This is a genomic window from Pectobacterium zantedeschiae (genome assembly GCF_004137795.1).
In the GTDB taxonomy this organism is placed as follows: domain Bacteria; phylum Pseudomonadota; class Gammaproteobacteria; order Enterobacterales; family Enterobacteriaceae; genus Pectobacterium; species Pectobacterium zantedeschiae.
Map to the genome: position 1 here is coordinate 1 of NZ_NWTM01000001.1, position 24,169 is coordinate 24,169.

The window sequence follows — 24,169 nt, forward strand, 5'->3', positions numbered from 1 at the left end:
TGTTCCCGGTTCGGTACTGGCTGCGAATAGCGATGTCAGTGCGACCGTCACCACCCGAGACACCGCTGGCAATGTCACCACCGCCAATACCAGTCACACCTACGGTGTCGATACGGATGCGCCAGTGGCGTCTATCTCAATCGATAATGTCACCAGCGATAACGTGATTAACGCGGCCGAATCCGGCCAGACCATCGCGGTGACCGGTAAGGTTGATAACGACGTCAAGGCCGGTGATGCGGTGACGGTAAAAGTCGGTAGCGAGACCTACCAGACCACGGTGAATGCGGATGGCAAAACTTGGAGCGTCAGTGTGCCGGGGGCGGTACTGGCTGCCAACAGTGATGTCAGTGCCACGGTCACCACCCGTGATACGGCAGGCAATGTTACGACGGCCAACACCAGTCATGCTTATGGTGTGGATACGGTAGCGCCTACCGCGTCTATCTCAATCGATAACGTTACAGCCGATAACGTGATTAACGCGGCCGAGTCCGGCCAGACCATTGCGGTAACCGGTAAGGTCGATAACGATGTCAGGGCTGGTGATGCGGTGACGGTGAAAGTCGGCAACGAGACCTACCAGACCACGGTGAATGCCGACGGCAAGACCTGGAGTGTCAATGTTCCCGGTTCGGTACTGGCTGCGAATAGCGATGTCAGTGCCACGGTCACCACCCGCGACACGGCAGGGAACGTGACCACCGCCAATACCAGCCACGCCTACGGTGTGGATACGGTGGCACCTACCGCGTCGATTACCATCGATAATGTCACCGCCGATAATGTGATCAATGCGGCCGAATCCGGCCAGACCATCGCGGTAACCGGTAAGGTCGATAACGATGTCAGGGCTGGTGATGCGGTGACGGTGAAAGTCGGCAACGAGACCTACCAGACCACGGTGAATGCGGATGGCAAGACCTGGAGCGTGAATGTGCCGGGCGCGGTGCTGGCTGCGAATAGTGATGTCAGTGCCACGGTCACCACCCGCGACATGGCAGGCAATGTGACCACCGCTAATACCAGCCACGCCTACGGTGTGGATACGGTAGCGCCTACCGCGTCTATCTCAATCGATAACGTCACGGCTGATAACGTGATTAATGCGGCCGAATCGGGCCAGACCATTGCGGTAACGGGTAAGGTCGATAACGACGTCAAAGCCGGTGATGCGGTAACGGTAAAAGTCGGTAGCGAGACCTACCAGACCACGGTGAATGCGGACGGTAAAACCTGGAGCGTCAATGTGCCGGGCTCGGTGCTGGCTGCGAATAGCGATGTCAGTGCGAGCGTGACGACGCGCGACGCGGCAGGGAACGCGATGACGGCGAACACGAATCACACCTATAGTGTCGATACCGATGCGCCGGTGGCGTCTATCTCAATCGATAATGTCACCAGCGATAACGTGATTAATGCGGCCGAATCGGGCCAGACCATTGCGGTCACGGGTAAGGTCGATAACGACGTCAAGGCCGGTGACAGCATTACCGTGAAAGTCGGCAGCGAGACCTACCAGACCACGGTGAATGCCGATGGCAAGACCTGGAGCGTCAATGTTCCCGGTTCGGTACTGGCTGCCAACAGTGATGTCAGTGCGAGCGTCACCACCCGCGACACGGCCGGGAACGTGACCACCGCCAATACCAGCCACGCTTATGGTGTGGATACGGTGGCACCTACCGCGTCGATTACCATCGATAATGTCACCGCCGATAATGTGATCAATGCGGCCGAATCCGGCCAGACCATCGCGGTGACCGGCAAGGTCGATAACGACGTCAGGGCCGGTGATGCGGTGACGGTAAAAGTCGGCAGCGAGACCTACCAGACCACGGTGAATGCGGATGGCAAAACCTGGAGCGTGAATGTGCCGGGGGCGGTACTGGCCGCCAATAGCGATGTCAGTGCGAGCGTCACCACCCGCGATCCGGCGGGTAACGCGACCACGGCGAACACGAATCACACGTACGGTGTGGATACCGATGCGCCGGTGGCAGCCATTACTATCGATAATATCACCAGCGATAACGTGATTAATGCGGCCGAATCCGGGCAGACCATCGCCGTAACCGGTAAAGTCGATAACGACGTCAAGGCCGGTGATGCGGTGACGGTGAAAGTCGGCAGCGAGACCTACCAGACCACGGTGAATGCCGACGGCAAGACCTGGAGCGTCACGGTGCCGGGATCGGTACTGGCTTCGAATAGTGATGTCAGTGCGACCGTCACCACCCGCGATCCGGCAGGCAATGTGACCACCGCTAATACCAGCCACGCCTACGGTGTGGATACGGTAGCGCCTACCGCGTCTATCTCAATCGATAACGTCACGGCTGATAATGTGATTAATGCGGCCGAATCCGGCCAGACCATCGCGGTAACCGGTAAGGTCGATAACGACGTCAAAGCCGGTGATGCGGTCACGGTGAACGTCGGCACGGAAACCTACCAGACCACGGTGAATGCGGACGGCAAAACCTGGAGCGTCAGTGTTCCGGGTTCGGTACTGGCTGCGAATAGCGATGTCAGTGCGAGCGTCACCACCCGTGATGCGGCGGGTAACGCGACGACGGCGAACACCAGTCACGCTTATGGTGTGGATACGGTGGCACCTACCGCGTCTATCTCAATCGATAACGTCACGGCTGATAACGTGATCAATGCGGCCGAATCCGGCCAGACCATCGCGGTGACCGGCAAGGTCGATAACGACGTCAAGGCCGGTGATGCGGTGACGGTAAAAGTCGGCAGCGAGACCTACCAGACCACGGTGAATGCCGACGGCAAGACCTGGAGCATCAATGTTCCCGGTTCGGTACTGGCTGCGAATAGCGATGTCAGTGCGAGCGTCACCACCCGCGATCCGGCAGGCAACGTGACCACCGCCAATACCAGTCACGCCTACGGCGTGGATACGGTGGCACCTACCGCGTCGATTACTATCGATAATGTCACCAGCGATAACGTGATTAATGCGGCCGAATCCGGCCAGACCATCGCGGTGACCGGTAAGGTCGATAACGACGTCAGGGCCGGCGATGCGGTGACGGTAAAAGTCGGCAACGAGACCTACCAGACCACGGTGAATGCGGACGGCAAAACCTGGAGCGTCAGTGTGCCGGGATCGGTACTGGCCGCCAATGGCGATGTCAGTGCCACGGTGACGACCCGCGACACGGCGGGTAACGTCACCACGGCGAACACCCATCATGCATACGCGGTGGATACCATCGCTCCAGAAATTGATATTACGAATTTTGCCGGTAACGATGGCTATGTCAGCCAGAGTGAGTCGAAAAACACGTTAATCAGTGGTACCAGCAACGAGAAGACGGTCGATCTGGTCTTTACCGATGTGAACGGTAAGTCGGTTACGCTGCATGACGTGCCAGTAACAAACGGAAAATGGCAGACGAATGTCGATTTGAGCACGTTAGCGGAGGGCAAGATTACCGCAGGGGCAACAGCGACCGATGCCGCAGGTAATCAGGCTCATGATAACAGTCAGGCGATCATGGATATTACGCCGCCTGTCGCACATAACAATACGGTGTCGGGTACAGAAGACACACCGCTGCATATTGGCTGGGGCGATCTGGGCGTATCGAGTGATACCACAAGCATCGTGATTTCGTCTCTGCCACCAGCCAGCGTTGGCACGCTCTATTTTAATGACAGCGGGAGTTGGAAAGCCGTCACCGCTGGCCAAACCTTTACGGCTGGTAACACCGACCTGCGCTTTACACCTGCGACTAATGTTTCTGGCGCATCGCTGGGTGACATTGCGTATCGACCTGTCGATAGTGCAGGGAATGCGGGCGATAAAGCCGCGCTGCATATTGGCATTACGCCAGTAGCCGATGCACCAGTAGTGAGTCTGAGCATCACCAGTGGTGCCACGACGGCGACCTCTTCGGAAATTATTAAGGTGAATGGCGGTAGCGCCAACGGTGGCTTCGACGTACAAGATGGGAAAATCATCGCAGTGGGTAGCGGTGTTCGCGTCTGGCTGACCGAGGGGGATCCGGTACCTACCGTGGTCGGCACCGGTAAGGTGGCGTATTACAGTCAGGGCAATACTAGCGGTGACGGTAGCTACAGCGATATCTTCGTGGTGCACTCTACCAGCGGCTATTTCTATCGGCAGAGCGACTGGGCGGCCGATCGTAAGGATCACCGCGATCTGGATTCATTCAACGGTAACAGGACGAATAACGGCAGTAGTGCGCATTCTGATTATGTGTTCGTTATGAAAGAGACAGGTTATACCTATAACGCGACCTACAGCACGAACAATAATCAGGACACGTCGGTGAATACGCTGGATGGCTTAAAGGTTAACTATACCGATAGCAGCGGCAAATCCGGTTCGTTTACAACGCAGGTTAGCAACAATATTGAAGGTGTGATCTATAGCGACGGCACGACCTACACTCCGGGCACCAACAGTGCGACGGTGGAAAAAGTGCCCGGTCAGGCAGGAACACAGACGCATACGCTTGATGTCTCGGCTGCTCTCACCGATCGTGACGGTAGTGAAACCCTGTCAGGGATTACGCTCACGGGGATTCCGAAAGGAACGGTGCTGACTGACCACATTAACAATGTGACGTATACCGTTGGTGATGATGGATCGTACGTTATCAAGAACGCCAACAATGCACTGACGCTGGCTGGAAAGATTACGCTCGAAGTGCCGGTCGATGCGGGTAAATTCAACGTGGTCGCGCAGGCGACATCGACAGAAATCGCCAATCACGATACGGCGACCGGATACTCTTCCGGAGGCGTTGAACAGTATGGAATGAGCGTCGGTACGATAGGCGATGACAACATGTCTGGTACGCATAGCCATGATGTGATGGTCGCGGATGTATCCGGTTTGCAGATCATTGAAGGGCAGAATTACAACATTGCCTTTATGGTCGACTCATCAGGCAGCATGTCGTCAACGGATATCGATAATACGCGTACGTCATTGGTCAATGTGTTCAAAAGTCTGATCAACAGTGCTGCTGGCGTGAATTCTGGCACGGTGAACGTTTTCCTGGCGGACTTTGATACGCAGGTGGGTAAAACCGTATCCGTCAATCTGAACGACACCAATGCACTTAACAAGCTGACTGCCGTATTGAATTCAATGGTGGGCGGATCTTCTGCTGGTGGTGGTACCAACTATGAAGATGTATTCAAGACGACCGCTAACTGGTTCCAAAGCGACACCGTGCAGAAAAATGTGGGTAATAACCTGACCTATTTCATTACCGACGGTGAGCCAACTTACTACCAGACCAATGAAGCCAATGAAGTGCGCGTGAGTGACTGGTGGCAGTCGCTGAATATTGACAATATCGCTTACAAGCCTGGGCAGTCTTATTCTATGGATGTGCGCGGTGCTGTGCGTGAAGTCATTGATGGCAAAGGGAACGTCTATCAATATTCTTGGAGCAATAGCAGCAATAAAGTCGTAGGCACGGTCATTGGGCAAGTACACGCGCAGGGGGATGGAACGTATGAAATTTCCTCCCTGGGCGGCGTGGGTAATAACAGTAGCTACTGGACGCAGGACTACCGAGGCAATTGGTACTGGGTTGATAATTCAGGTAACCGCGATGTCAGCAACACGAATGCGGCTCAGGCCTTCGATTTGCTGAAGAAGCAGTCGACGATTGAAGCGATCGGCATTGGTGCTGATTTAAATGGCGATACGCTGAAGCGCTATGACACTGATGGCGTGGTTCAGGATCATATTGATCCTGCTAACCTGAATAAGGCGATTTTGGGCAGCAGCGAGTCGATACATGCCGGTAATGATCAGCTAAATGGCGGGCTGGGGAACGACATTCTGTTCGGCGATGTTGTATCGTTCCCTAATATCGACGGCAATGGTATCACCGCGTTGCAGAACTACATCGGCAAGCAGTTAGGTATGCAAACAGGCGTGCCAACGGCGAAAGAGATGCATGGTTATATTGCCACGCACAGTGCGGAGTTCGATCTGTCGTCGGCGAAAGATGGCAATGACATACTCAACGGTGGAGCAGGGAATGATATTCTTTTCGGCCAAGGTGGAAATGACACGCTGATTGGCGGAGAAGGTAATGACCTGCTCTACGGTGGTGCGGGGGATGACATCCTGATCGGTGGCCCTGGAGGTGATACGCTTATCGGCGGGGCTGGCGCGGATACCTTTAAATGGCTGGCTGGTGATATCGGCAATGATGTGATCAAAGACTTTAATGCTAAAGAGGGTGACCGGATTGATTTAAGCGATCTGGTTGGTGAACTGGAGGAAGGAACCGATATCAGCCGCTATATTCGCATCACGGATAATCACGGCTCGCCGACGATTGAAGTTAGCACAGCAGGGAACTTTACAGCGGATAAAGGCGGAACGGTTGCGGTGTCAATTACGTTGGAACATTATAACGGTGCATTACCGTCGCTGGAGAGTCTGGTTAGCAAACCGGAACCATCTAGCTGACAGGAAAGAGGAAAAGGAGCCTATTTGGCTCCTTTCTCTATCAAAAAACTTAAGGGGCTCCGAGAATGTTTTATATCCAGCGCGACAGTGATGGCCACCTGATGAAGGTAGAAAAGAGCCCTTTTCCTGAAATGAATGGCGAGTTGCCTGATGATTCGCGCGAGGCGCAGGCCTGGTGCCGCAGCCATCAGGCGGCGATGTCCAGCTTGCAGCAACTGCGGCAAAGCGATCTGGAAATGGTCCGCGTGCTGGAGGATTTAATTCAGGTTTTGATTCAAAAAGGCGTCGTCAGCATTACCGATTTCCCTCAGGCAGCGCAGCTGAAATTGATCAACCGCGCGCAGGCGCGTGAAGCGTTGAATGGTGGACTGAACAAGCTGATTGGCGACGATGAAGAGACCATGTTCTGAATAGACCATGTTTTGAAGACATTATACCTTGAAGAAATGATGCCTTAACGTCCTGTTCAATCGCTCACGCTGTTTATCGCGTTCTCTACCTCTCAATACGTCCCGGCTTCTCATCTATATAAGAGAGAAGCCGGGGGAGTTAAACATAGTGAGTTTGAGTTAAAGAGGACGCGTCAGGCTCTAACCGCTGGCATCGGTTCACCCAGCAGCCGTCCCATTGCACCCTGTAATCCCATTTCCTGAAGCACTTTCAGTTCACCCGCGGTTTCAACACGTTCGGCGATGAGTGGTAGAGCAATACTGTTGGTGGCGCGATACAGCGCTTCGATAAACATTTGCTTATCGCCTTCCTGGTCGATATTACGGATGTAGCTGCCATCGACTTTCAGGTAAGCCAGCCCCCACTGGGACAAGTTGCCAATCATATTAAAGCGCCCACCAAAATGCTGTAACCCCAGCGCACAACCATGTTCATTCAACAGCTTGATTAAGGCTTCCAACTGAGTGCTGTCTGGCAATTGATTTTCATCCAGTTCTAGAATGAGTCGTCTGGCGACCTCAGGCTGATGCTTCAGTGGAGCAAGCAGATCGGCGAGCAGATGAAGATTCAGAACCGTGGTGCCAGACAAACTTAGTGCGAGGTTGCCGTCGTGCTGGCGGAGATAGTCCAGTACTTCACGTAGCATGGTCTGGTCCAGGCGAGTATCCCAGCCAAAGCGTTGAATCCACGGCAGGAATCGACCCGCTGCGATGCTGTTCCCTTGCTCATCCTGAATACGAGCCAGTACCTTGTGATGGAGTACCTGACTGGGATCGTCACACGCGACGACGGGTTGCAGGAAAAGCTGCAAGCGCTCTTGCTCAAGGATAGGATCGAGCAGGTTAAACCACATATGGCGATCGGTTTCGATCTGTTCCGTACCAACCAACGGTATCTCATGAGGTGCGGTCGTGTCCGTGCTGCTTTCGGCGCGCGTGAGAGCTTGGTCGCCCTGAATAAACAGGGATTGTGCGGTGTCGCCAGGGCGGAAAGGCACCATGCCGAATTGAGCGACAGGGGAGACATCGGTTTCGCCTGTCAGATGCAAGGTTTCAATGTTGCGCATCAGCTCGCCAATCAGCGCATAGGCTTCTTTATCGACCAGACCTGGACAGAACAGCGCAAATTCCCCACCGCGGATACGTGCCAGTAGGCTCTCTGTATTGGTATGCTGTTTTTGCGTTTGGCGCAGTATATGCCCGATGGAGGCTAACAGTGCATCGGTACGTTGACCGCCCAGACGCTGATTCATCCCCGCCAGATCCTGCACGCGAATCATAATAAGGAAGCCGGGAGCGGTTTCTTCGTCAGCCAGTTTGTCGTTGAACTGCATGTCAAACGCACGGCGGTTATTCAGTCCGGTTTGTGGATCCTGGTAGGCTTCCTGACGTAAGCGCTCGCTCCGCTCTGCTTCCTCTTCAAATAGCGTCTTAAGTTTGCTGACCATCAGGTTCATCGCCTGCGCGACGCGGCGGAATTCGGGTGTATTGGGTAAATCCGGCTGGCTAAGAAATTCACGTCGGGTAATGGCCAGCGATTGATCGACAATATAGTCGAGCGGGCGTAGCTGGCGGCGCAGGAATAATGCGCCGATAAGTACACCCAGCGTGCCGCAGCCAAGCAGCCACAGGAAGGTTGCGGTACTGCTGCGCCACAGGCGGGTTACCGCGAACATCGGGTGGCTGACCACTTCAACTTTTGCTGCCTGTTCCCAACCGCGCATCACAATAGCTTCACCAGCGCCGGGCTGAAGGTCCACTAACCGGACAAACCAGAGCGGTACGTCAGGGATATCCGGCGATGCGGTGCGTTCCAGTGTGACGTTGCCGGTTTTTAAATCTCGCACGCGAATACTGGAAAAATAACCGCTGTCAAAAATTGAGCTGACCATCAGCTCCACCATTGCGGGGTCATCAATATTCGGTGTTAGAGAAAGCCCGAGCGCGGTCGCGGCATCCTGTGCGTGAGAGTGAAGCTGGTTATTGTACTGTTCACGCGAATTTTCCAGGCTGACGAAAAAACTCCCGCTGAAAATAATTAGCACAAACAGGCAGATGGCTATCAGTAGTTGTTTGTATAGAGACATAGCCTACCCTTACTCCTCAATTGAAAACCCTTCGGCACGCATTTTGGTTAATACATCCTGCCAGCGTGAAAGTCGTTTACTGTCACCGACGCGTTTATTGCTGCCGCTTGCTCCCGGTAGCCAGAGACCACCGCCATTAAAGGCGTACACCGGAACTAAATCGTTGCGCTCTGTCGCGGGTTGGATCTTGTCGGTCAGATTATCCAGCACCAGCGGAATAGACGTTGGTGTGGGGTAATAGGTAACCACCATATGCGCTTTATTCAGACGCAGGGCTTTAACGTAGGTGATGCGCAATTTGTCCGCAGAGACGCCTAAATGCCGCAGGGTAAAATACTTGGCGAGTGCGTAATCTTCGCAGTCCCCGGCCCCTTTGCGTAGCGCCTCAATCGGCGTTGCCCAGTAATCCTCCTGATTCCAGACGACGATATCATCGCGAAACAGCATTCGGTCATTGAAAAACTGGTTCACGCTACTCAGTAGCGTCTTTTCATCTTTATTACGAGAATTCACCAACAGCGCCTGCCATTCATCTATCCGGCGGCGAGCATCGGGCGTTGCCGGGCCATAAAGCTGCTCGGTACGCTGATTAATGGTAATAAAATCCCAGTCCGCACGCAGCGAGCCCGCCAGCAGAAACAGCAGACAGCTAATAAACAAGAGCTTGTAACTGGAGATTCTGAACCTGGAGAGTTGCACTGAGGTTTTTCTGCTTACCTTGCGAGATGAATGTGTAGAGTGAATTCGATGCAGAATAGCTTACTTTCATAGGTCTCAAAAGCAGTATATACCTGTAATACTTCAAGCTGTATGTACGTTGGCTACGTTCACTCACCCGAATCGCTTACCTGAGTAAGCTCATCGGGATTCCTTCTCTTGCCGCCTTCCTGCAACTCGAATTATTTGGGGTATAGTAGTGAAAATAGGGGTTTGTCATCGGCGTGTGAAAAACGTTGAAAGAACGCTGACATAGAGCATGAGGTATCAGAATGAGTTCAGGCGTAGTGAATAGAGAGAACCTTAACTTAGGGACGTTGGTTTCCGAAACACGGAATCCGGCAACGATGACGCTGGATCAGCTCTCTACGCTGGAGATGATGCACGTATTTAACCAGGAAGACCGGAAAGTGCCTGAAGCCATTGCGCAGGTTTTACCTGCGATTGCCGACGCTGTCGATCTGGCAACGGCATCGTTGCAGGCAGGTGGGCGGCTCATCTATCTGGGGGCAGGTACCAGCGGCCGTTTGGGCGTATTGGATGCCTCTGAGTGTCCGCCGACGTTTGGCGTACCGCATGGGCTGGTGATTGGCCTGATTGCTGGCGGGCCGGGAGCGTTACTTAAGGCGGTAGAAGGTGCGGAAGACGATCCCGAACTCGGTGCCGCGGATTTGAAAGCGCTGAGTTTAACGGCTACCGATATGGTGATCGGTCTTGCGGCATCAGGCCGGACGCCGTATGTGATTGGTGCATTGCGCTATGCACGCGAGGTTGGCTGCCGGACAGCGGCGATTTCCTGCAACCCGCATTCACCTATTGCACAGGAAGCACAAATCGCGATTTCCCCTGTCGTTGGCCCAGAAGCACTAACGGGCTCGACGCGGTTGAAGTCGGGAACGGCGCAAAAATTAGTCCTGAATATGATTTCTACTGGTGTAATGGTTAAGCTGGGCAAGGTGTACCAGAATTTGATGGTTGATGTGAAGGCAACCAATGTGAAGCTGCTTGATCGTGCTTGTCGCATCGTGGTTGACGCGACGGGAGCAGAGTGGGATAGGGCGCGGCAGGCGCTGGTGCAGTCGGATAACGACGTTAAGCCAGCGATTCTGATGCTTCTGGCTAATATTGATGTGGAAGCTGCGCGTGAACGCCTGAAAAAACACAACGGCTATCTGCGTGAGGCGTTAATTGGCGAATAAGAATATTTGGGTGTAATCGGGAGAACCGTTTTGAGTGATAAGCGAGAGCAACGCATTGTTTTTTTTGATCTGGATGGCACGTTGCATCAGCAGGACATGTTTGGCAGCTTTTTACGTTTCTTGCTTCGTCGGTTGCCGTTAAACCTCGTCCTGGTTATTCCGCTTTTACCCGTTATTGGGATGGGATTATTGATACGCGGTCGGGCGGCTCGCTGGCCGATGAGCTGGCTGCTGTGGGCGATTACTTTTGGGCGTAATGAAGACCATCTCATTCAGCTTGAAAAGCAGTTCGTCAGCGTATTTCGCCGCGATGTCATACCGTTTCCTCAGGTTCAGCAGCGGTTGAAAAACTATCTTGAAGACAGTGATGCGCAGGTCTGGCTGGTGACTGGATCGCCACAGCGACTGGTTGAACTGGTCTACCATGATTCGCCTTTTCTGCCCGGCGTTCGCCTGATGGGGAGCCAAATTACACGCCGCTACGGCGGTTGGGTATTAACGCTACGCTGTCTCGGGCATGAAAAAGTGACGCAGATGGAGCAGCGTCTGGGCGCGCCGCTCAAGCTCTACAGCGGTTACAGCGACAGCAAACAGGACAACCCACTGCTCTATTTTTGCGAGCACCGCTGGCGGGTGACGCCCGAAGGCAGTCTGCAACAGTTGGAGTAACACCTTCAATTCGCCATCCAGATAGGTATAATGCGCCGCCAAAATGTGAATGATAAGGGCCTACTGATATAGGTTCTATACCCCAAATAATTCGAGTTGCAGGAAGGCGGCAAGAGAGCGAATGTATCCAACGCACATGCAGTTTGAAGTATTACGGGTATAAGTGAGGAAACGTGAGTAGCCTGCGTGATAATGAATACTGGATGCGCTATGCATTGGCGCTGGCTCAGCGTGCTCAGGATGAAGGCGAAGTGCCTGTTGGCGCAGTGCTGGTGCTGGATAACGAAGCGATTGGTGAAGGGTGGAACCGGCCGATAGGGCATCACGATCCTACCGCGCACGCGGAAATTATGGCGCTGCGGCAGGGAGGGCAGGTGTTGCAGAATTACCGCCTGCTGGAGACGACGCTGTATGTCACACTGGAACCGTGCATCATGTGTGCGGGCGCGATGATACACAGCCGTATCGGTCGTCTGGTTTACGGTGCGTCAGATGAGAAGACGGGGGCGGCGGGGTCGCTGGTGGATATTCTGCGTCATCCCGGTATGAACCATCAAATCGTAATTGAATCAGGTATTTTGGCTGATGAATGTTCTGCGACACTCAGCGCGTTCTTCCGTCTGCGCCGTGAGCAGCATAAAGCCCGTCGTGCCGCGGAGAAAAACGCCGCGCAGGAACGTAATGCCGATCGTTGAAAAACCGAGATACATAGAGCGACCACGAGACGAGGTGTCCCTGCGGGAACCTTATCTCCCGTGTTTCTCCTAAAGTGCGGCTGAAGTCGCCAGCAGCAGGTTTTTTCCTTCCTTATACAGCCCTATTACGACGCTGTTATTCCGGTACTTTGGTGAGAGGAACCGCTGGATAACCTTGTGCAATCTGCGTCTGCTGCTGCGACTTGGTTTCTTTTTCTATCAGGTAACCTTCCAGACTCACCATATAACGCCGAATGTTTTCTACATAATTATAGGCTTCGTGTCCGCGCGCGTAGCCGTAGGTGGTTTGGGTGTAATAGCGCTTTTGGCTCAACATCGGCAGGCGCATTTTCACATCCACCCAGCTGTCTGGGTTACCTTTTTGTTTTTCAGTTAATTTGCGCGCATCAAGCAGGTGAGCGTATCCCATGTTGTAGGACGCTAGCGCAAACCAGATTTTTTCATCCTCAGGGATGGTATCCGGCATTTTCTGCATCATATGCGACATATATTGTGCGCCGCCGCGAATGCTTTGCTCTGGGTCAACGCGATCGGTGACGTTCAGGCTTTCTGCGGTGTTGCGTGTGAGCATCATCAGTCCGCGTACGCCAGTAGGAGAGGTCGCTATCGGGTTCCAGTGTGACTCCTGATAGGAGATAGCCGCCAGAAGTTTCCAGTCGATATCGGTGGCGTATTTTTCAAACAGCGGGCGCAGGTCCGGCAGCGTTTCGTCAATCGCGCTTAGGAACGTAGTGGTGTCAACATAGTCAAATTCACCAACGTGACCGAGATATTTCTCCTCCAGACGCGCGAGCGTACCGTCTTCGGCAATCTGGCTGAAGAAATCCAGCAGCGCAGCGGACAGACTATCATCGTGGGAACGGCGCATATACCAGGTGACGGGTTCTTCATCGCTGAGATCGAAGGCGACGGCGAGCTGTGGATGAATACGCTGCATCAAGCCAATGGTGACCGAATCACCCAGCGTATAGTCCAGTTTGCCGTCGGCAACCTGTTTCAGTAATTCCTGCGTGCTTTGATCGGAGGCGGATTCCCAACTTAATTGCGGATACTTCTCTGCTTTTAAATCACGTAGGGTAGCGGCATGGGCTGAGCCCGACGTAACAACAAGACGGCCTTGCAGTTTATCCAGCGTTTTTGGGCGGGGCGATCCGAGGCGATAGACAATCTGTTGGGAAATAGAGTAGTAGGTCGGGCCAGCACGGAAACGTTCCAGACGCTCGTGATTGTAAATCAGCCCGGCAGCCAGCAGGTCCGCATCGTCACCGTCCAGATCGTCGAACAGTTCGTCAAGATTCTTACGTGACGAGACCACCAGCTTGACGCCGAGGTAATCGGCGAAACGTTTTGCCAGTTCATAGTCCAGACCTGTCGGGGATCCGTTGCTCATTGCATAAGTCAGCGGTGAGTTAACGGTGCTGATACGCAACTCACCGCGTGAGAGGATCTGCCTGAGCTGTACATCCTGGCTACTGCGCCAGGGAATGCTAGGCCATAGCGCTAACGCCAGCAGTAACGTGATAATCCCGATGAAAAAATAATTTAATTTTAAAGGCTTCAAATAGTTATCTCTCGGCGGCCGCGTGGCCAGGCTGTCTGTAACGGCAGTTTTTTTATACGTCATTTCCCAGAGTGGGGGCATTTTGCTTAACAAACCGCCAGTGTGCAACTTTTATTGATTTGGTCACCGATTAATCATTCGGCGGATGCGAAGTGAAATTATCGCCACGCAAACGGTTTCGTCCGAGGGAAGGATTCTCTATAATACGCGCGTTTCCCCCCTGTTGTGCCCAATGGCTGTATCGCAGCCAGTGCATCGAAGACGAGAGAACTTTAGATTATGGAAATACTGCGTGGTTCACCTGCTTTATCGGCTTTTCGTATTAATAAATTGCTGGTCCGCTGCAAAGAGCACGTTTTGCCGGTCAGCGATATCTATGCTGAATACGTACATTTCGCCGATGTCAGCGCTCCGCTGAACAACGATGAACAGGCCAAACTGACACGTTTGCTGAAGTATGGTCCTTCTCTCGCGGAGCACGAGCCGCAAGGTCATCTGTTACTGGTGACGCCACGTCCTGGCACCATTTCACCGTGGTCTTCCAAAGCCACCGATATCGCCCATAACTGTGGATTAAGCAAAGTACTGCGTCTGGAGCGCGGTCTGGCTTTCTATATTCATGCGCCTACGTTGAACGACGAGCAGTGGCAGCAACTGGGGGCACTGCTGCATGACCGGATGATGGAAAGCGTATTTAGCGACCTGAAACAGGCCGAAGCGCTGTTCTCTCATCATCAACCTGCGCCTTTCAAGCGCATCGAAATTCTGCTGCAAGGGCGTCAGGCGCTGGAAGAGGCGAACGTTCGTCTTGGGCTGGCCTTGGCAGAAGATGAAATTGACTACCTGCTAGAAGCTTTCACCAATCTGGGCCGTAACCCGACCGATATCGAACTGTATATGTTCGCGCAGGCGAATTCTGAGCACTGCCGCCACAAGATTTTTAATGCGGATTGGGTGATCGACGGCGTAATTCAGCCGAAATCACTGTTCAAAATGATCAAAAACACCTTTGAACACACACCCGATCACGTTCTCTCTGCCTATAAAGACAACGCTGCCGTCATGGAAGGCTCCGCCGTCGGCCGTTTCTACACCGATGCCAATGGGCAATATGATTACCATCAGGAAGACGCACATATCCTGATGAAGGTTGAAACACATAACCACCCAACCGCAATTTCACCGTGGCCGGGCGCAGCAACTGGCTCCGGCGGTGAAATCCGTGACGAAGGCGCAACAGGCCGTGGATCCAAACCGAAAGCGGGGCTGGTGGGCTTCTCTGTATCGAATCTGCGTATTCCTGGCTTTATTCAGCCGTGGGAAGAAGAAGAGTTTGGTAAGCCAGATCGTATTGTCAGCGCGCTGGATATCATGACTGAAGGCCCATTGGGCGGCGCGGCATTCAACAACGAATTCGGCCGTCCTGCACTGACTGGCTATTTCCGTACTTATGAAGAGCGTGTCGATAGCCACAATGGAGCAGAGCTGCGCGGTTACCATAAACCGATCATGCTGGCAGGCGGCATTGGTAACATCCGTGGCGATCACGTCAAAAAAGGCGAAATTAGCGTCGGAGCTAAACTGATTGTGCTGGGCGGACCGTCCATGAATATTGGTCTGGGCGGTGGCGCTGCCTCTTCCATGGCATCGGGTCAATCCGATGCGGATCTGGATTTTGCTTCTGTGCAGCGTGATAACCCGGAAATGGAGCGTCGCTGTCAGGAAGTCATCGACCGCTGTTGGCAATTAGGCGAAGCCAACCCGATTCTGTTCATTCACGATGTCGGTGCGGGTGGTTTGTCTAACGCAATGCCGGAACTGGTGAGCGACGGTGGTCGCGGTGGTCGCTTTGAACTGCGCGATATTCTGAACGATGAACCGGGCATGAGCCCGCTGGAAGTCTGGTGTAACGAATCGCAGGAGCGCTACGTTCTGGCGGTTGCCCCAGAGCAGTTGTCCCAGTTTGATGAGATTTGCCGCCGTGAGCGCGCACCTTATGCGGTGATTGGTGAAGCGACGGAAGAGCTGCATCTGACGATGAACGATCGTCATTTCAACAACAAACCTATCGATTTACCGCTGGATGTGCTGCTGGGCAAAACGCCGAAGATGCTGCGTGATGTTGAGCGTAAACAGGTAGCAGGTACGCCGCTACAGCGTGATGAAATCTATCTGGCCGAAGCCGTCGAGCGTGTACTGCACTTGCCAGTTGTTGCGGAAAAAACCTTCTTGATCACCATCGGCGACCGCTCTGTTACCGGTATGGTAGCGCGCGATCAGATGGTCGGGCCATGGCAGGTGCCAGTGGCTGACTGTGCAGTGACTACTGCCAGCCTCGATAGTTATTACGGTGAAGCGATGTCTATCGGCGAGCGTGCACCGGTCGCGTTGCGTAACTTCGCAGCCTCCGCGCGTTTAGCCGTGGGTGAGGCGTTGACGAACATTGCCGCCACGCATATTGGCCCGCTGACCCGAGTGAAATTGTCCGCAAACTGGATGGCAGCAGCAGGGCATCCGGGCGAAGATGCCGGCCTATACGATGCGGTGAAAGCCGTGGGTGAGGAACTGTGTCCAGCATTGGGTCTGACGATCCCGGTGGGTAAAGATTCCATGTCGATGAAAACCCGCTGGCAGGAAGAAGGCGAAGATCGCGCGGTTACTTCGCCGATGTCGCTGGTGATCTCTGCGTTTGCCCGTGTAGAGGACGTGCGTAACACGGTAACGCCACAGTTGCGTACCGGTCAGGATAATGCGCTGCTGCTGATTGATCTGGGGGCAGGTAATAAAGCGCTGGGCGCAACGGCGCTGGCACAGGTTTATCGCCAGTTGGGTCGTAAAACGGCAGATGTTCATAGTCCAGAGCAGTTGGCGGGCTTCTTTAATGCGATCCAAGAGTTGGTCGCTGCTAAGGCACTTCTGGCCTACCATGACCGTTCAGACGGTGGCCTGCTTGTGACGCTGGCGGAGATGGCCTTTGCTGGCCATTGCGGTATCACTGTCGATATCGCGTCTCAGGGTGAGGACACGCTGGCGACGCTATTTAACGAAGAACTTGGCGCCGTTATTCAGATTCCGGCAGCGCGTCGTGCTGAAGTGGAAGCTATTCTGGCTCTGCATGGTTTGGCGGACTGTGTGCATTACCTCGGTCAGGCTGAAGAGGGAACGCGTTTCACCATCAATCAGGGTGCAGAAGCGGTGTATCAGGAGAGCCGTTCGACGCTACGCCGCTGGTGGGCTGAAACCAGTTGGCAGATGCAGCGCCTGCGTGATAATCCACAGTGTGCTGACCAAGAACACATCGCCAGACAGGATGATAACGATCCCGGTCTGAATGTATCGCTGACCTTCGATCCGAAGGAAGATATTGCCGCGCCTTATATCGCTAAGAATGTTCGGCCTAAAGTGGCTGTCCTGCGTGAGCAGGGGGTGAACTCCCACGTAGAAATGGCGGCGGCGTTCCACCGCGCGGGCTTTGATGCCATCGACATCCATATGAGCGACCTGCTGGCAAATCGCCGTAACTTGCAGGATTTTCAGGCGTTGGTTGCCTGTGGTGGTTTCTCTTATGGTGACGTGCTGGGGGCGGGTGAAGGTTGGGCTAAATCCATTCTGTTCAACTCTCGCGTGCGTGATGAATTCGCTGAATTCTTCCTGCGTCCACAGACGCTGGCGCTGGGCGTATGTAACGGCTGCCAAATGATGTCTAACCTGCGTGAACTGATTCCGGGGGCCGATCTCTGGCCGCGTTTTGTCCGTAATAAATCCGATCGCTTTGAAGCACGCTTCAGTCTGGTCGAAGTGGAGAAAAGCCCGTCTCTGTTCATGAACGACATGGCAGGGTCGCGTATGCCTATTGCTGTTTCACACGGCGAAGGACAAGTTGAAGTCCGCGACGATGCGCATTTAGCGGCGCTTGAAGAGCACGGTCTGGTGGCCCTGCGTTATATCAACCACTACGGTCAGGTAACCGAGAATTATCCGGCTAACCCGAATGGCTCGCCAAACGGTATTACGGCGGTGACCAGCACCAGCGGCCGTGCAACTGTCATGATGCCACACCCTGAGCGAGTGTTCCGTACCGTCAGTAACTCCTGGCACCCTGAAGAGTGGGGCGAGGATGGCCCGTGGATGCGTATGTTCCGCAATGCGCGCAGACAGCTGGGCTGAGTTAACTTTGTGAGGAAAAGGGGCTTTGGCCCCTTTTTTACGTCTGTTTTCTTGGGTTGTCGCTTTTTTGCGACGAACTGATTTTTCGATGTCTCTAATTGGAGACGTTTAACTATTTGATTTTTATGATTGGCGTGACCTTGTCATAAAGCTGTCTGTTTTTAGCGACATAAATTGTCTCTTTGACGTGTATTTTCGTTATTTGCGTTCTTGGTACTTTGTTTTTTAGTGGGTTTTAATTTAAAAGCCATTAAAAATCATGTATTTGATTTTTGTTTTGCCAAGTTGGCATGATAAGTGCTTTATAGTCAGTGTTGCTCATTCAACTGGTTATGATTGCGTTGCGAACTGGCAAACATTTTCGCTCATAACATCTGGAATGATGCCAAAAGAAAGGGTGCCTATCGTCCACCAGACCGATAACAGAGCGTGAAAACGAACTTTATCAAGCATCGGACGACACGTTGAGTGAGGCACCGCCTATTCAGTTACGCGGCCAGAGGGAGCGATTCTTCTGGCCGCGTGATGCTTTATTACTCCATCACATCTCCCAGAGAATCCCCTGATTTTTTACGGCGTCACTGTCTACGGCGTGACATTGGTATTCATGTCGTATTGCGAAGCGTTGCGCATGCCGTAAGAGAAAACGTTGAACTTTTGTAAGACTCAGTTAGCATCAGAGCGGATTTGATAGGTAACGAGATGATTTCTTTGAAACGATGGCGTTTATTCCCGCGTTCCCTGCGGCAATTAGTAATTATGGCGTTCTTGTTGGTACTGCTGCCGCTGTTGGTGCTGGCTTATCAGGCTTATCAAAGTCTGAACATGCTGAGCGAACAGGCGGCAGATATCAACCGGACAACGCTGACGGATGCCCGCCGCAGTGAGGCGATGACCAGCGTCGCGTTGGCGATGGAGCGTAGCTACCGGCAATACTGCGTATTGGACGATCAGACGCTGGCGACGCTCTACCAGAACCAGCGTAAACAGTATTCGCAAATGCTGGATTCCCACGCGCAGGTGCTCCCCGATCCCCGTTATTATCAGACATTACGTCAACTCCTTACTCAGCTAGGCGAAATACGCTGCCATAACAGTGGCCCGGAACAAACGGCATCCAGCCTGTTGGAAGGTTTTTCCCGTGCCAATGGGCAGATGGTACAGGTGACGCGTGACGTCGTTTTTTCCCGTGGCCAACAACTCCAGCAGGCTATTTCTGAACGTGGCCAGTTCTTTGGCTGGCAGGCGCTATTGCTATTCCTGGTCAGCGTGCTGCTGGTGGTTCTCTTTACACGAATGATTATCGGCCCAGTTAATGGCGTCGAGCGGATGATTAACCGCCTTGGGGAAGGGCGCTCGTTGGGTAACACCAGCACCTTCAAAGGGCCGCGTGAGATTCGGACGTTGGCGCAACGCATTATCTGGCTGAGCGAGCGTCTATCGTGGCTGGAGTCGCAGCGGCATGAATTCTTGCGCCATATTTCCCATGAACTCAAGACGCCGCTGGCGAGCCTGCGGGAAGGCACCGAACTGCTGGCAGATGAAGTGGTTGGCCCGCTGACTGCCGATCAGAAAGAGGTTGTGGATATCCTCGATAGCAGCAGCCGTCACCTGCTACAACTGATTGATCAACTGCTCGACTATAATCGCAAGCTTGCGGATACGCCGACCGAGCTGGAACGCGTTGAAATCGAAGAGATCGTCGATATTGTTGTATCGTCCCATAGTCTGCCTGCCCGCGCTAAAATGATTCATACCGATGTGACGCTGGCCGTCGAGCACTGTTGGGCGGAGACGACGCTGTTGATGCGAGTGATTGATAATCTCTATTCCAATGCGGTGCACTACGGTAAGGAATCCGGTAACATTTGGATTTATAGCCGTCAGATTGGCAATCGCGTTCAAATTGATGTTGCCAACAGTGGTACGCCGATTCCTGATGCAGAGCGGGGCATGATTTTCGAACCCTTTTATCAGGGAAGTCATCAGCGCCGTGGTGCAGTCAAGGGAAGCGGATTAGGGCTGAGCATCGCGCGTGATTGCATTCGTCGTATGCGCGGTGAGCTGAGCCTCATTACCGTTGATTATGCTGATGTATGTTTCCGCATCGAGTTGCCTTTATTGTCCGATAACGAATAGTTCGATAATGAATAAAATCCGAGAATGAATAGATAATGAATGTAGGATTTATGAAGGGATGGCTTGCAAATAGAAGATTTTCCCGTTTGTTGAGAGCGGTGGTCATGTCGTCGCCACTCGTTTTGGCTGGGTGCAATAGCCATGTGAACAGCGGCACCGCGTTGCTAGAAGCAGAAGCTACACCGCCGAAAGAGCAGGTTGCTGATTTCCGTATCGCGCAATGCGAGCATCTCTGGCAGATAGACGATCGTGAATCCATGAACAACGCGCTTTACTGGTTACGGGCGATGGACTGTGCTGGGCGGTTGACGCAATTCCAGGCCCGTGAGGAAGCCGGGCAGGTTGCGGGTGACAACTGGGATAGCGTATTTAAGCAGGGTATTCTGTTGGATAATGCCGGGATTACTCAGGCTGAGCGGCGTCAGGTGTTGGAACAGATCAATTTATATCGCCTGGCTTTCCCAGCAGCGCTGCGTCCTCTGATGCAAACCTGGCGTGACAGACAAACGCTGTTTCTGGCGCTGTCGGATGAACGCCTGCGCTATAAGCGTTTGCAAGAATCCAGCGACAAACAGCTAGACGCCCTGCGTGTACAGCAAAATCACCTGCAATACCAGTTAGAAACAACCACGCAGAAGCTGGAAAATCTGACGGATATTGAGCGTCAACTGTCGTCCCGTAAGCAGCTGTCGGGAGAGATGCCGGATAACGATACCGAACGTCGCAGTGGTGCGGGTGCGAATAAAGACGGCTCGCGCAATTCGGCAGCGAAATCCAGAAATGAACCCGTGGATACGGATGATACCTATACGCCGCCGATGGAGTCACATACGGACAAACCGACGACGAAGAAGGAGTCAACAAGACAATGACAGCCAGAAAGACGGCGAGTTTATTGCTCGTGGATGATGACCCTAGCCTGCTAAAACTGTTGGGAATGCGTCTGACCAGCGAAGGATTTAGCGTGATGACGGCGGAGAGCGGCCAGGAAGCACTGCGTCTGTTAACGCGTGAGACATTCGATCTGGTGATTAGCGATCTTCGTATGGACGAGATGGATGGCATGGCGCTGTTTTCCGAAATTCAGCGCTATCAGCCGGGGATGCCGGTGATCATTTTAACCGCTCATGGGTCTATCCCCGATGCGGTTGCGGCTACGCAGCAGGGGGTATTTAGCTTCCTCACGAAGCCTGTTGACCGTGATGCGCTTTACAAAGCGATAGACGAAGCGCTGGCGCTGTCCGCACCGGCGGGTGATGAGAGTTGGCGCGAAACTATCGTGACGCGCAGCCCAATTATGCTGCGCCTGCTGGAACAGGCCAGAATGGTCGCACAGTCGGACGTCAGCGTGCTGATTAATGGTCAGAGCGGAACCGGGAAAGAGGTGCTTGCTCAGGCGATTCATACAGCAAGCCCGCGAGCGAAAAAAGCCTTCATCGCGATTAACTGCGGGGCGCTGCCGGAACCTCTGTTGGAGTCGGAACTGTTCGGTCATGCGAAAGGCGCGTTTACTGGCGCGGTCAGCAGCCGTGAAGGGCTTTTTCAGGCGGCAGAAGGCGGGACGCTGTTTTTAGATGAAATCGGCGATATGCCACTGTCTTTACAGGTTAAGCTGCTGCGTGTTTTGCAGGAGCGAAAAGTCCGCCCGCTGGGTAGTAACCGCGATCTGGACATTGATGTACGGATTATTTCCGCCACGCATCGTGATTTGCCGAAGGCGATGGAAAAAAACGAATTCCGCGAGGATCTGTATTATCGGCTCAACGTGGTGAATATGAAGCTGCCAGCACTGCATGAACGTGCTGAAGATATCCCGATGCTGGCAAACCACCTGTTGCGTGAATCTGCCAATCGTCACAAGCCTTTTGTGCGCACCTTTTCAACCGATGCGATGAAGCGCTTGATGACGGCAAGCTGGCCGGGTAACGTGCGCCAGTTGGTGAATGTCATCGAACAGTGTGTGGCATTGACCAGCGCACCGGTGATTAGCGATGCGCTGGTTGAGCAAGCGCTGGAAGGTGAAAACACCGCGCTGCCAACGTTTGTTGAAGCGCGGCATCAGTTTGAGCTTAACTATTTGCGGAAATTATTACAGATAGCCAAAGGCAACGTGACGCAGGCGGCACGAATGGCCGGGCGTAATCGAACCGAATTTTATAAGCTGTTGGGCCGCCACGAGCTGGATGCCAACGATTTTAAAGACTAGTGCTGAGAGAGCGGGCAGCCAAAGTACAAGCAGCGTAAAGTATAACGGATATAGATTGTCTGCCTGAGTTCTGACATGCTGTTTACTCGCTGATGCTCGGCTTTGGCCGCAACATAGATAACACAAAGGTTCCTCCATGAAGAAAATTGATGCGATTATTAAGCCGTTCAAACTGGACGATGTACGTGAAGCGTTAGCTGAAGTGGGCATTACAGGGATGACGGTAACGGAAGTGAAAGGCTTTGGTCGTCAGAAAGGCCACACAGAGCTGTATCGTGGCGCAGAATACATGGTCGATTTTTTGCCGAAAGTAAAAATCGAAATTGTCGTATCGGATGATATCGTTGATACCTGTGTTGAAACTATCACGCAGACCGCACAGACGGGAAAAATCGGCGACGGCAAAATCTTTGTCTTTGATGTGGCACGTGTTGTCCGTATTCGTACCGGTGAAGAAGACGAGGAAGCGATTTAATCGTTTCGCCTTACTCCGTCAATATCGCTGTATACTCTAAATAATTCGGGTTTCAGGCTGGCGGAAAGTGAGGGAGTCCCGATGGGCTTACTCAGGTATGTGAGCGCAGCCAACGCACATGCAACTTGAAGTATGACGAGTATAGAAGCCAGCCTGTATCAGGCTGGCTTCGTTACATTTATTTCCCTTTAGGTGCAGTCGGAACCCAACCCGCCAACACCTTATCTGCAGTATATTCTGCCGCTTCCGCCTCGCTCAACTGACGGCGCTGATCGTTTTTCTCTACTCCTGCACCACTGGATTTATACTCGAAAAAGCGCGAGTCCTGCGGATGGAACCAGATTTTCTCACCTTGTTTATCTTTGCCTGACATCTTGTCCCAGCCATAGATGTGGTCATCCATGCTGGTATTCAGGAATACAGTCTGGCCGATAGCGTTAGGATCGGCGTAGCGACCATCCTCAAAGGTGGTCGTTGGGTGCCAAGGGCGGCCTAAACCATAGCTTTTCGCCGGGACGTCTTTCTCTTTAATCACCCGACTATTAATAATAACCAAACCATATTTTTGCTTAATGTCAGTGCTGGGGGCGGTGAGGTAGCCAAGAGGCTGATCTTTTACGTCGGTACGGTTGCGCGCGACGATATCGCAATCGTCAAACAGCGCAGTGCCGTTGCCAAAGATGAAATCAACGGTGCCGCTGATTCGGCATTTTGAGAAGAAGCTACGTCCACCTTTCACATACAACGTATCCTGATAACCCGTCAGGCTGACATCATGAAACCATGCGCGATCGCTATTTTCGGCAACTAATAATGCAACGGCCTGCGAGTCTTTTAATTTGGTTGGATCCTCATTCGCTTTTGCCTGATTGGCAGGGTAATCAAAATCGTTGCTGATGGTCAGTGAACGGGCACTGAAATCGGGAGCATCGACTTTCACCGTGTTGCTGCCATAGGTTCCCCATTTGCTGCCATCAGGTTTGAGCGTACCAGCCGCGGTGGTTGCGGTGATCACGGTACCGTCACGGCTTTCTCCCTGTAGGTGAATGTTGGGACGTGTAATAGTGAGGCGTTCATGGTACACACCATTTTTCACATAGATAACAAATGGAGAGCTGTCTGCCGGGGCGCTGGCGATAGCTTCAGTGATGGTTTTATAGGCTTTTGCATCCGTTGCATTGGCGGAAACCAGCGCATTGTAGTCGGCTGCCTGTGCTAACGCCCAAGGTGAGGAAATTAACATGGCTAAGGTCAACGTCTTGTAGAGATGTGAGGCGTTTATCATGTCCAGCGT

The 24,169-nt window shown here is 53.1% G+C and carries 14 protein-coding genes; 10 read left to right on the forward strand and 4 right to left on the reverse strand.

All coding sequences use genetic code 11. From position 1 onward, the window contains the following. Together CLR69_RS00050 and CLR69_RS00055 are read left to right on the forward strand one after the other, a co-directional pair. Positions 1–6,490: Ig-like domain-containing protein (locus CLR69_RS00050; protein ID WP_131534983.1), on the forward strand; the 6,490-nt coding region annotated here is incomplete at its 5' end. A 65-nt stretch (positions 6,491–6,555) separates the two neighbouring features. Further along, a complete protein-coding gene (locus tag CLR69_RS00055) occupies positions 6,556–6,900 on the forward strand; it encodes a tryptophan synthase subunit beta (protein ID WP_129704985.1) in 345 nt (114 codons plus the stop codon). Positions 6,901–7,073: 173 nt separating this feature from the next. Here CLR69_RS00055 and lapD read toward each other — a convergent pair whose 3' ends face one another. Both lapD and lapG read right to left on the reverse strand, forming a co-directional pair. Further along, positions 7,074–9,026 (reverse strand): cyclic di-GMP receptor LapD, encoded by a 1,953-nt coding sequence (gene lapD, locus CLR69_RS00060; protein WP_129712000.1) that lies wholly within the window; start codon positions 9,024–9,026, stop codon positions 7,074–7,076. Positions 9,027–9,035: 9 nt separating this feature from the next. Beyond that, entirely contained in the window at positions 9,036–9,725 is a 690-nt protein-coding gene (gene lapG, locus CLR69_RS00065) for a cysteine protease LapG (protein ID WP_129711999.1), read from the reverse strand. Between the two features lie 290 nt (positions 9,726–10,015). Here lapG and murQ point away from each other — a divergent pair, with 290 nt between their 5' ends. From murQ to tadA, 3 genes are all read left to right on the forward strand, one after another. Continuing rightward, positions 10,016–10,942, forward strand: coding sequence for an N-acetylmuramic acid 6-phosphate etherase (gene murQ, locus CLR69_RS00070; protein WP_129711998.1), 927 nt, complete (start codon positions 10,016–10,018; stop codon positions 10,940–10,942). Positions 10,943–10,972: 30 nt separating this feature from the next. Then, complete coding sequence (gene yfhb / locus CLR69_RS00075; protein ID WP_129704993.1) at positions 10,973–11,611, forward strand: phosphatidylglycerophosphatase C; 639 nt, start codon at positions 10,973–10,975, stop codon at positions 11,609–11,611. A 173-nt stretch (positions 11,612–11,784) separates the two neighbouring features. Further along, the gene (gene tadA, locus CLR69_RS00080; protein WP_129704995.1) at positions 11,785–12,306 is read left to right on the forward strand and encodes a tRNA adenosine(34) deaminase TadA; all 522 of its coding nucleotides are present in this window, start codon (positions 11,785–11,787) and stop codon (positions 12,304–12,306) included. A gap of 136 nt (positions 12,307–12,442) precedes the next feature. Here tadA and mltF read toward each other — a convergent pair whose 3' ends face one another. Beyond that, the gene (gene mltF, locus CLR69_RS00085; RefSeq protein ID WP_129711997.1) at positions 12,443–13,951 is read right to left on the reverse strand and encodes a membrane-bound lytic murein transglycosylase MltF; all 1,509 of its coding nucleotides are present in this window, start codon (positions 13,949–13,951) and stop codon (positions 12,443–12,445) included. Positions 13,952–14,167: 216 nt separating this feature from the next. On the opposite strand from mltF, the gene purL reads away from it, so the two are divergent. From purL to glnB, 5 genes are all read left to right on the forward strand, one after another. After that, entirely contained in the window at positions 14,168–18,055 is a 3,888-nt protein-coding gene (purL, locus tag CLR69_RS00090; RefSeq protein ID WP_129711996.1) for a phosphoribosylformylglycinamidine synthase, read from the forward strand. A 702-nt stretch (positions 18,056–18,757) separates the two neighbouring features. Beyond that, complete coding sequence (locus CLR69_RS00095) at positions 18,758–20,194, forward strand: sensor histidine kinase (protein ID WP_129711995.1); 1,437 nt, start codon at positions 18,758–18,760, stop codon at positions 20,192–20,194. A 35-nt stretch (positions 20,195–20,229) separates the two neighbouring features. Next, complete coding sequence (gene qseG / locus CLR69_RS00100) at positions 20,230–21,066, forward strand: two-component system QseEF-associated lipoprotein QseG (protein WP_129711994.1); 837 nt, start codon at positions 20,230–20,232, stop codon at positions 21,064–21,066. Beyond that, positions 21,063–22,400 (forward strand): two-component system response regulator GlrR, encoded by a 1,338-nt coding sequence (gene glrR, locus CLR69_RS00105; RefSeq protein WP_129711993.1) that lies wholly within the window; start codon positions 21,063–21,065, stop codon positions 22,398–22,400. Before qseG ends, glrR begins: the two co-directional genes overlap by 4 nt. Before the next feature lie 136 nt (positions 22,401–22,536). Then, a complete protein-coding gene (glnB, locus tag CLR69_RS00110; protein ID WP_005970202.1) occupies positions 22,537–22,875 on the forward strand; it encodes a nitrogen regulatory protein P-II in 339 nt (112 codons plus the stop codon). Positions 22,876–23,053: 178 nt separating this feature from the next. On the opposite strand, the gene pemA is transcribed toward glnB, so the two are convergent. Beyond that, positions 23,054–24,160, reverse strand: a complete 1,107-nt coding sequence (pemA, locus tag CLR69_RS00115) for a pectinesterase PemA (RefSeq protein WP_129711992.1) — start codon at positions 24,158–24,160, stop codon at positions 23,054–23,056. Positions 24,161–24,169: the final 9 nt, after the last annotated feature.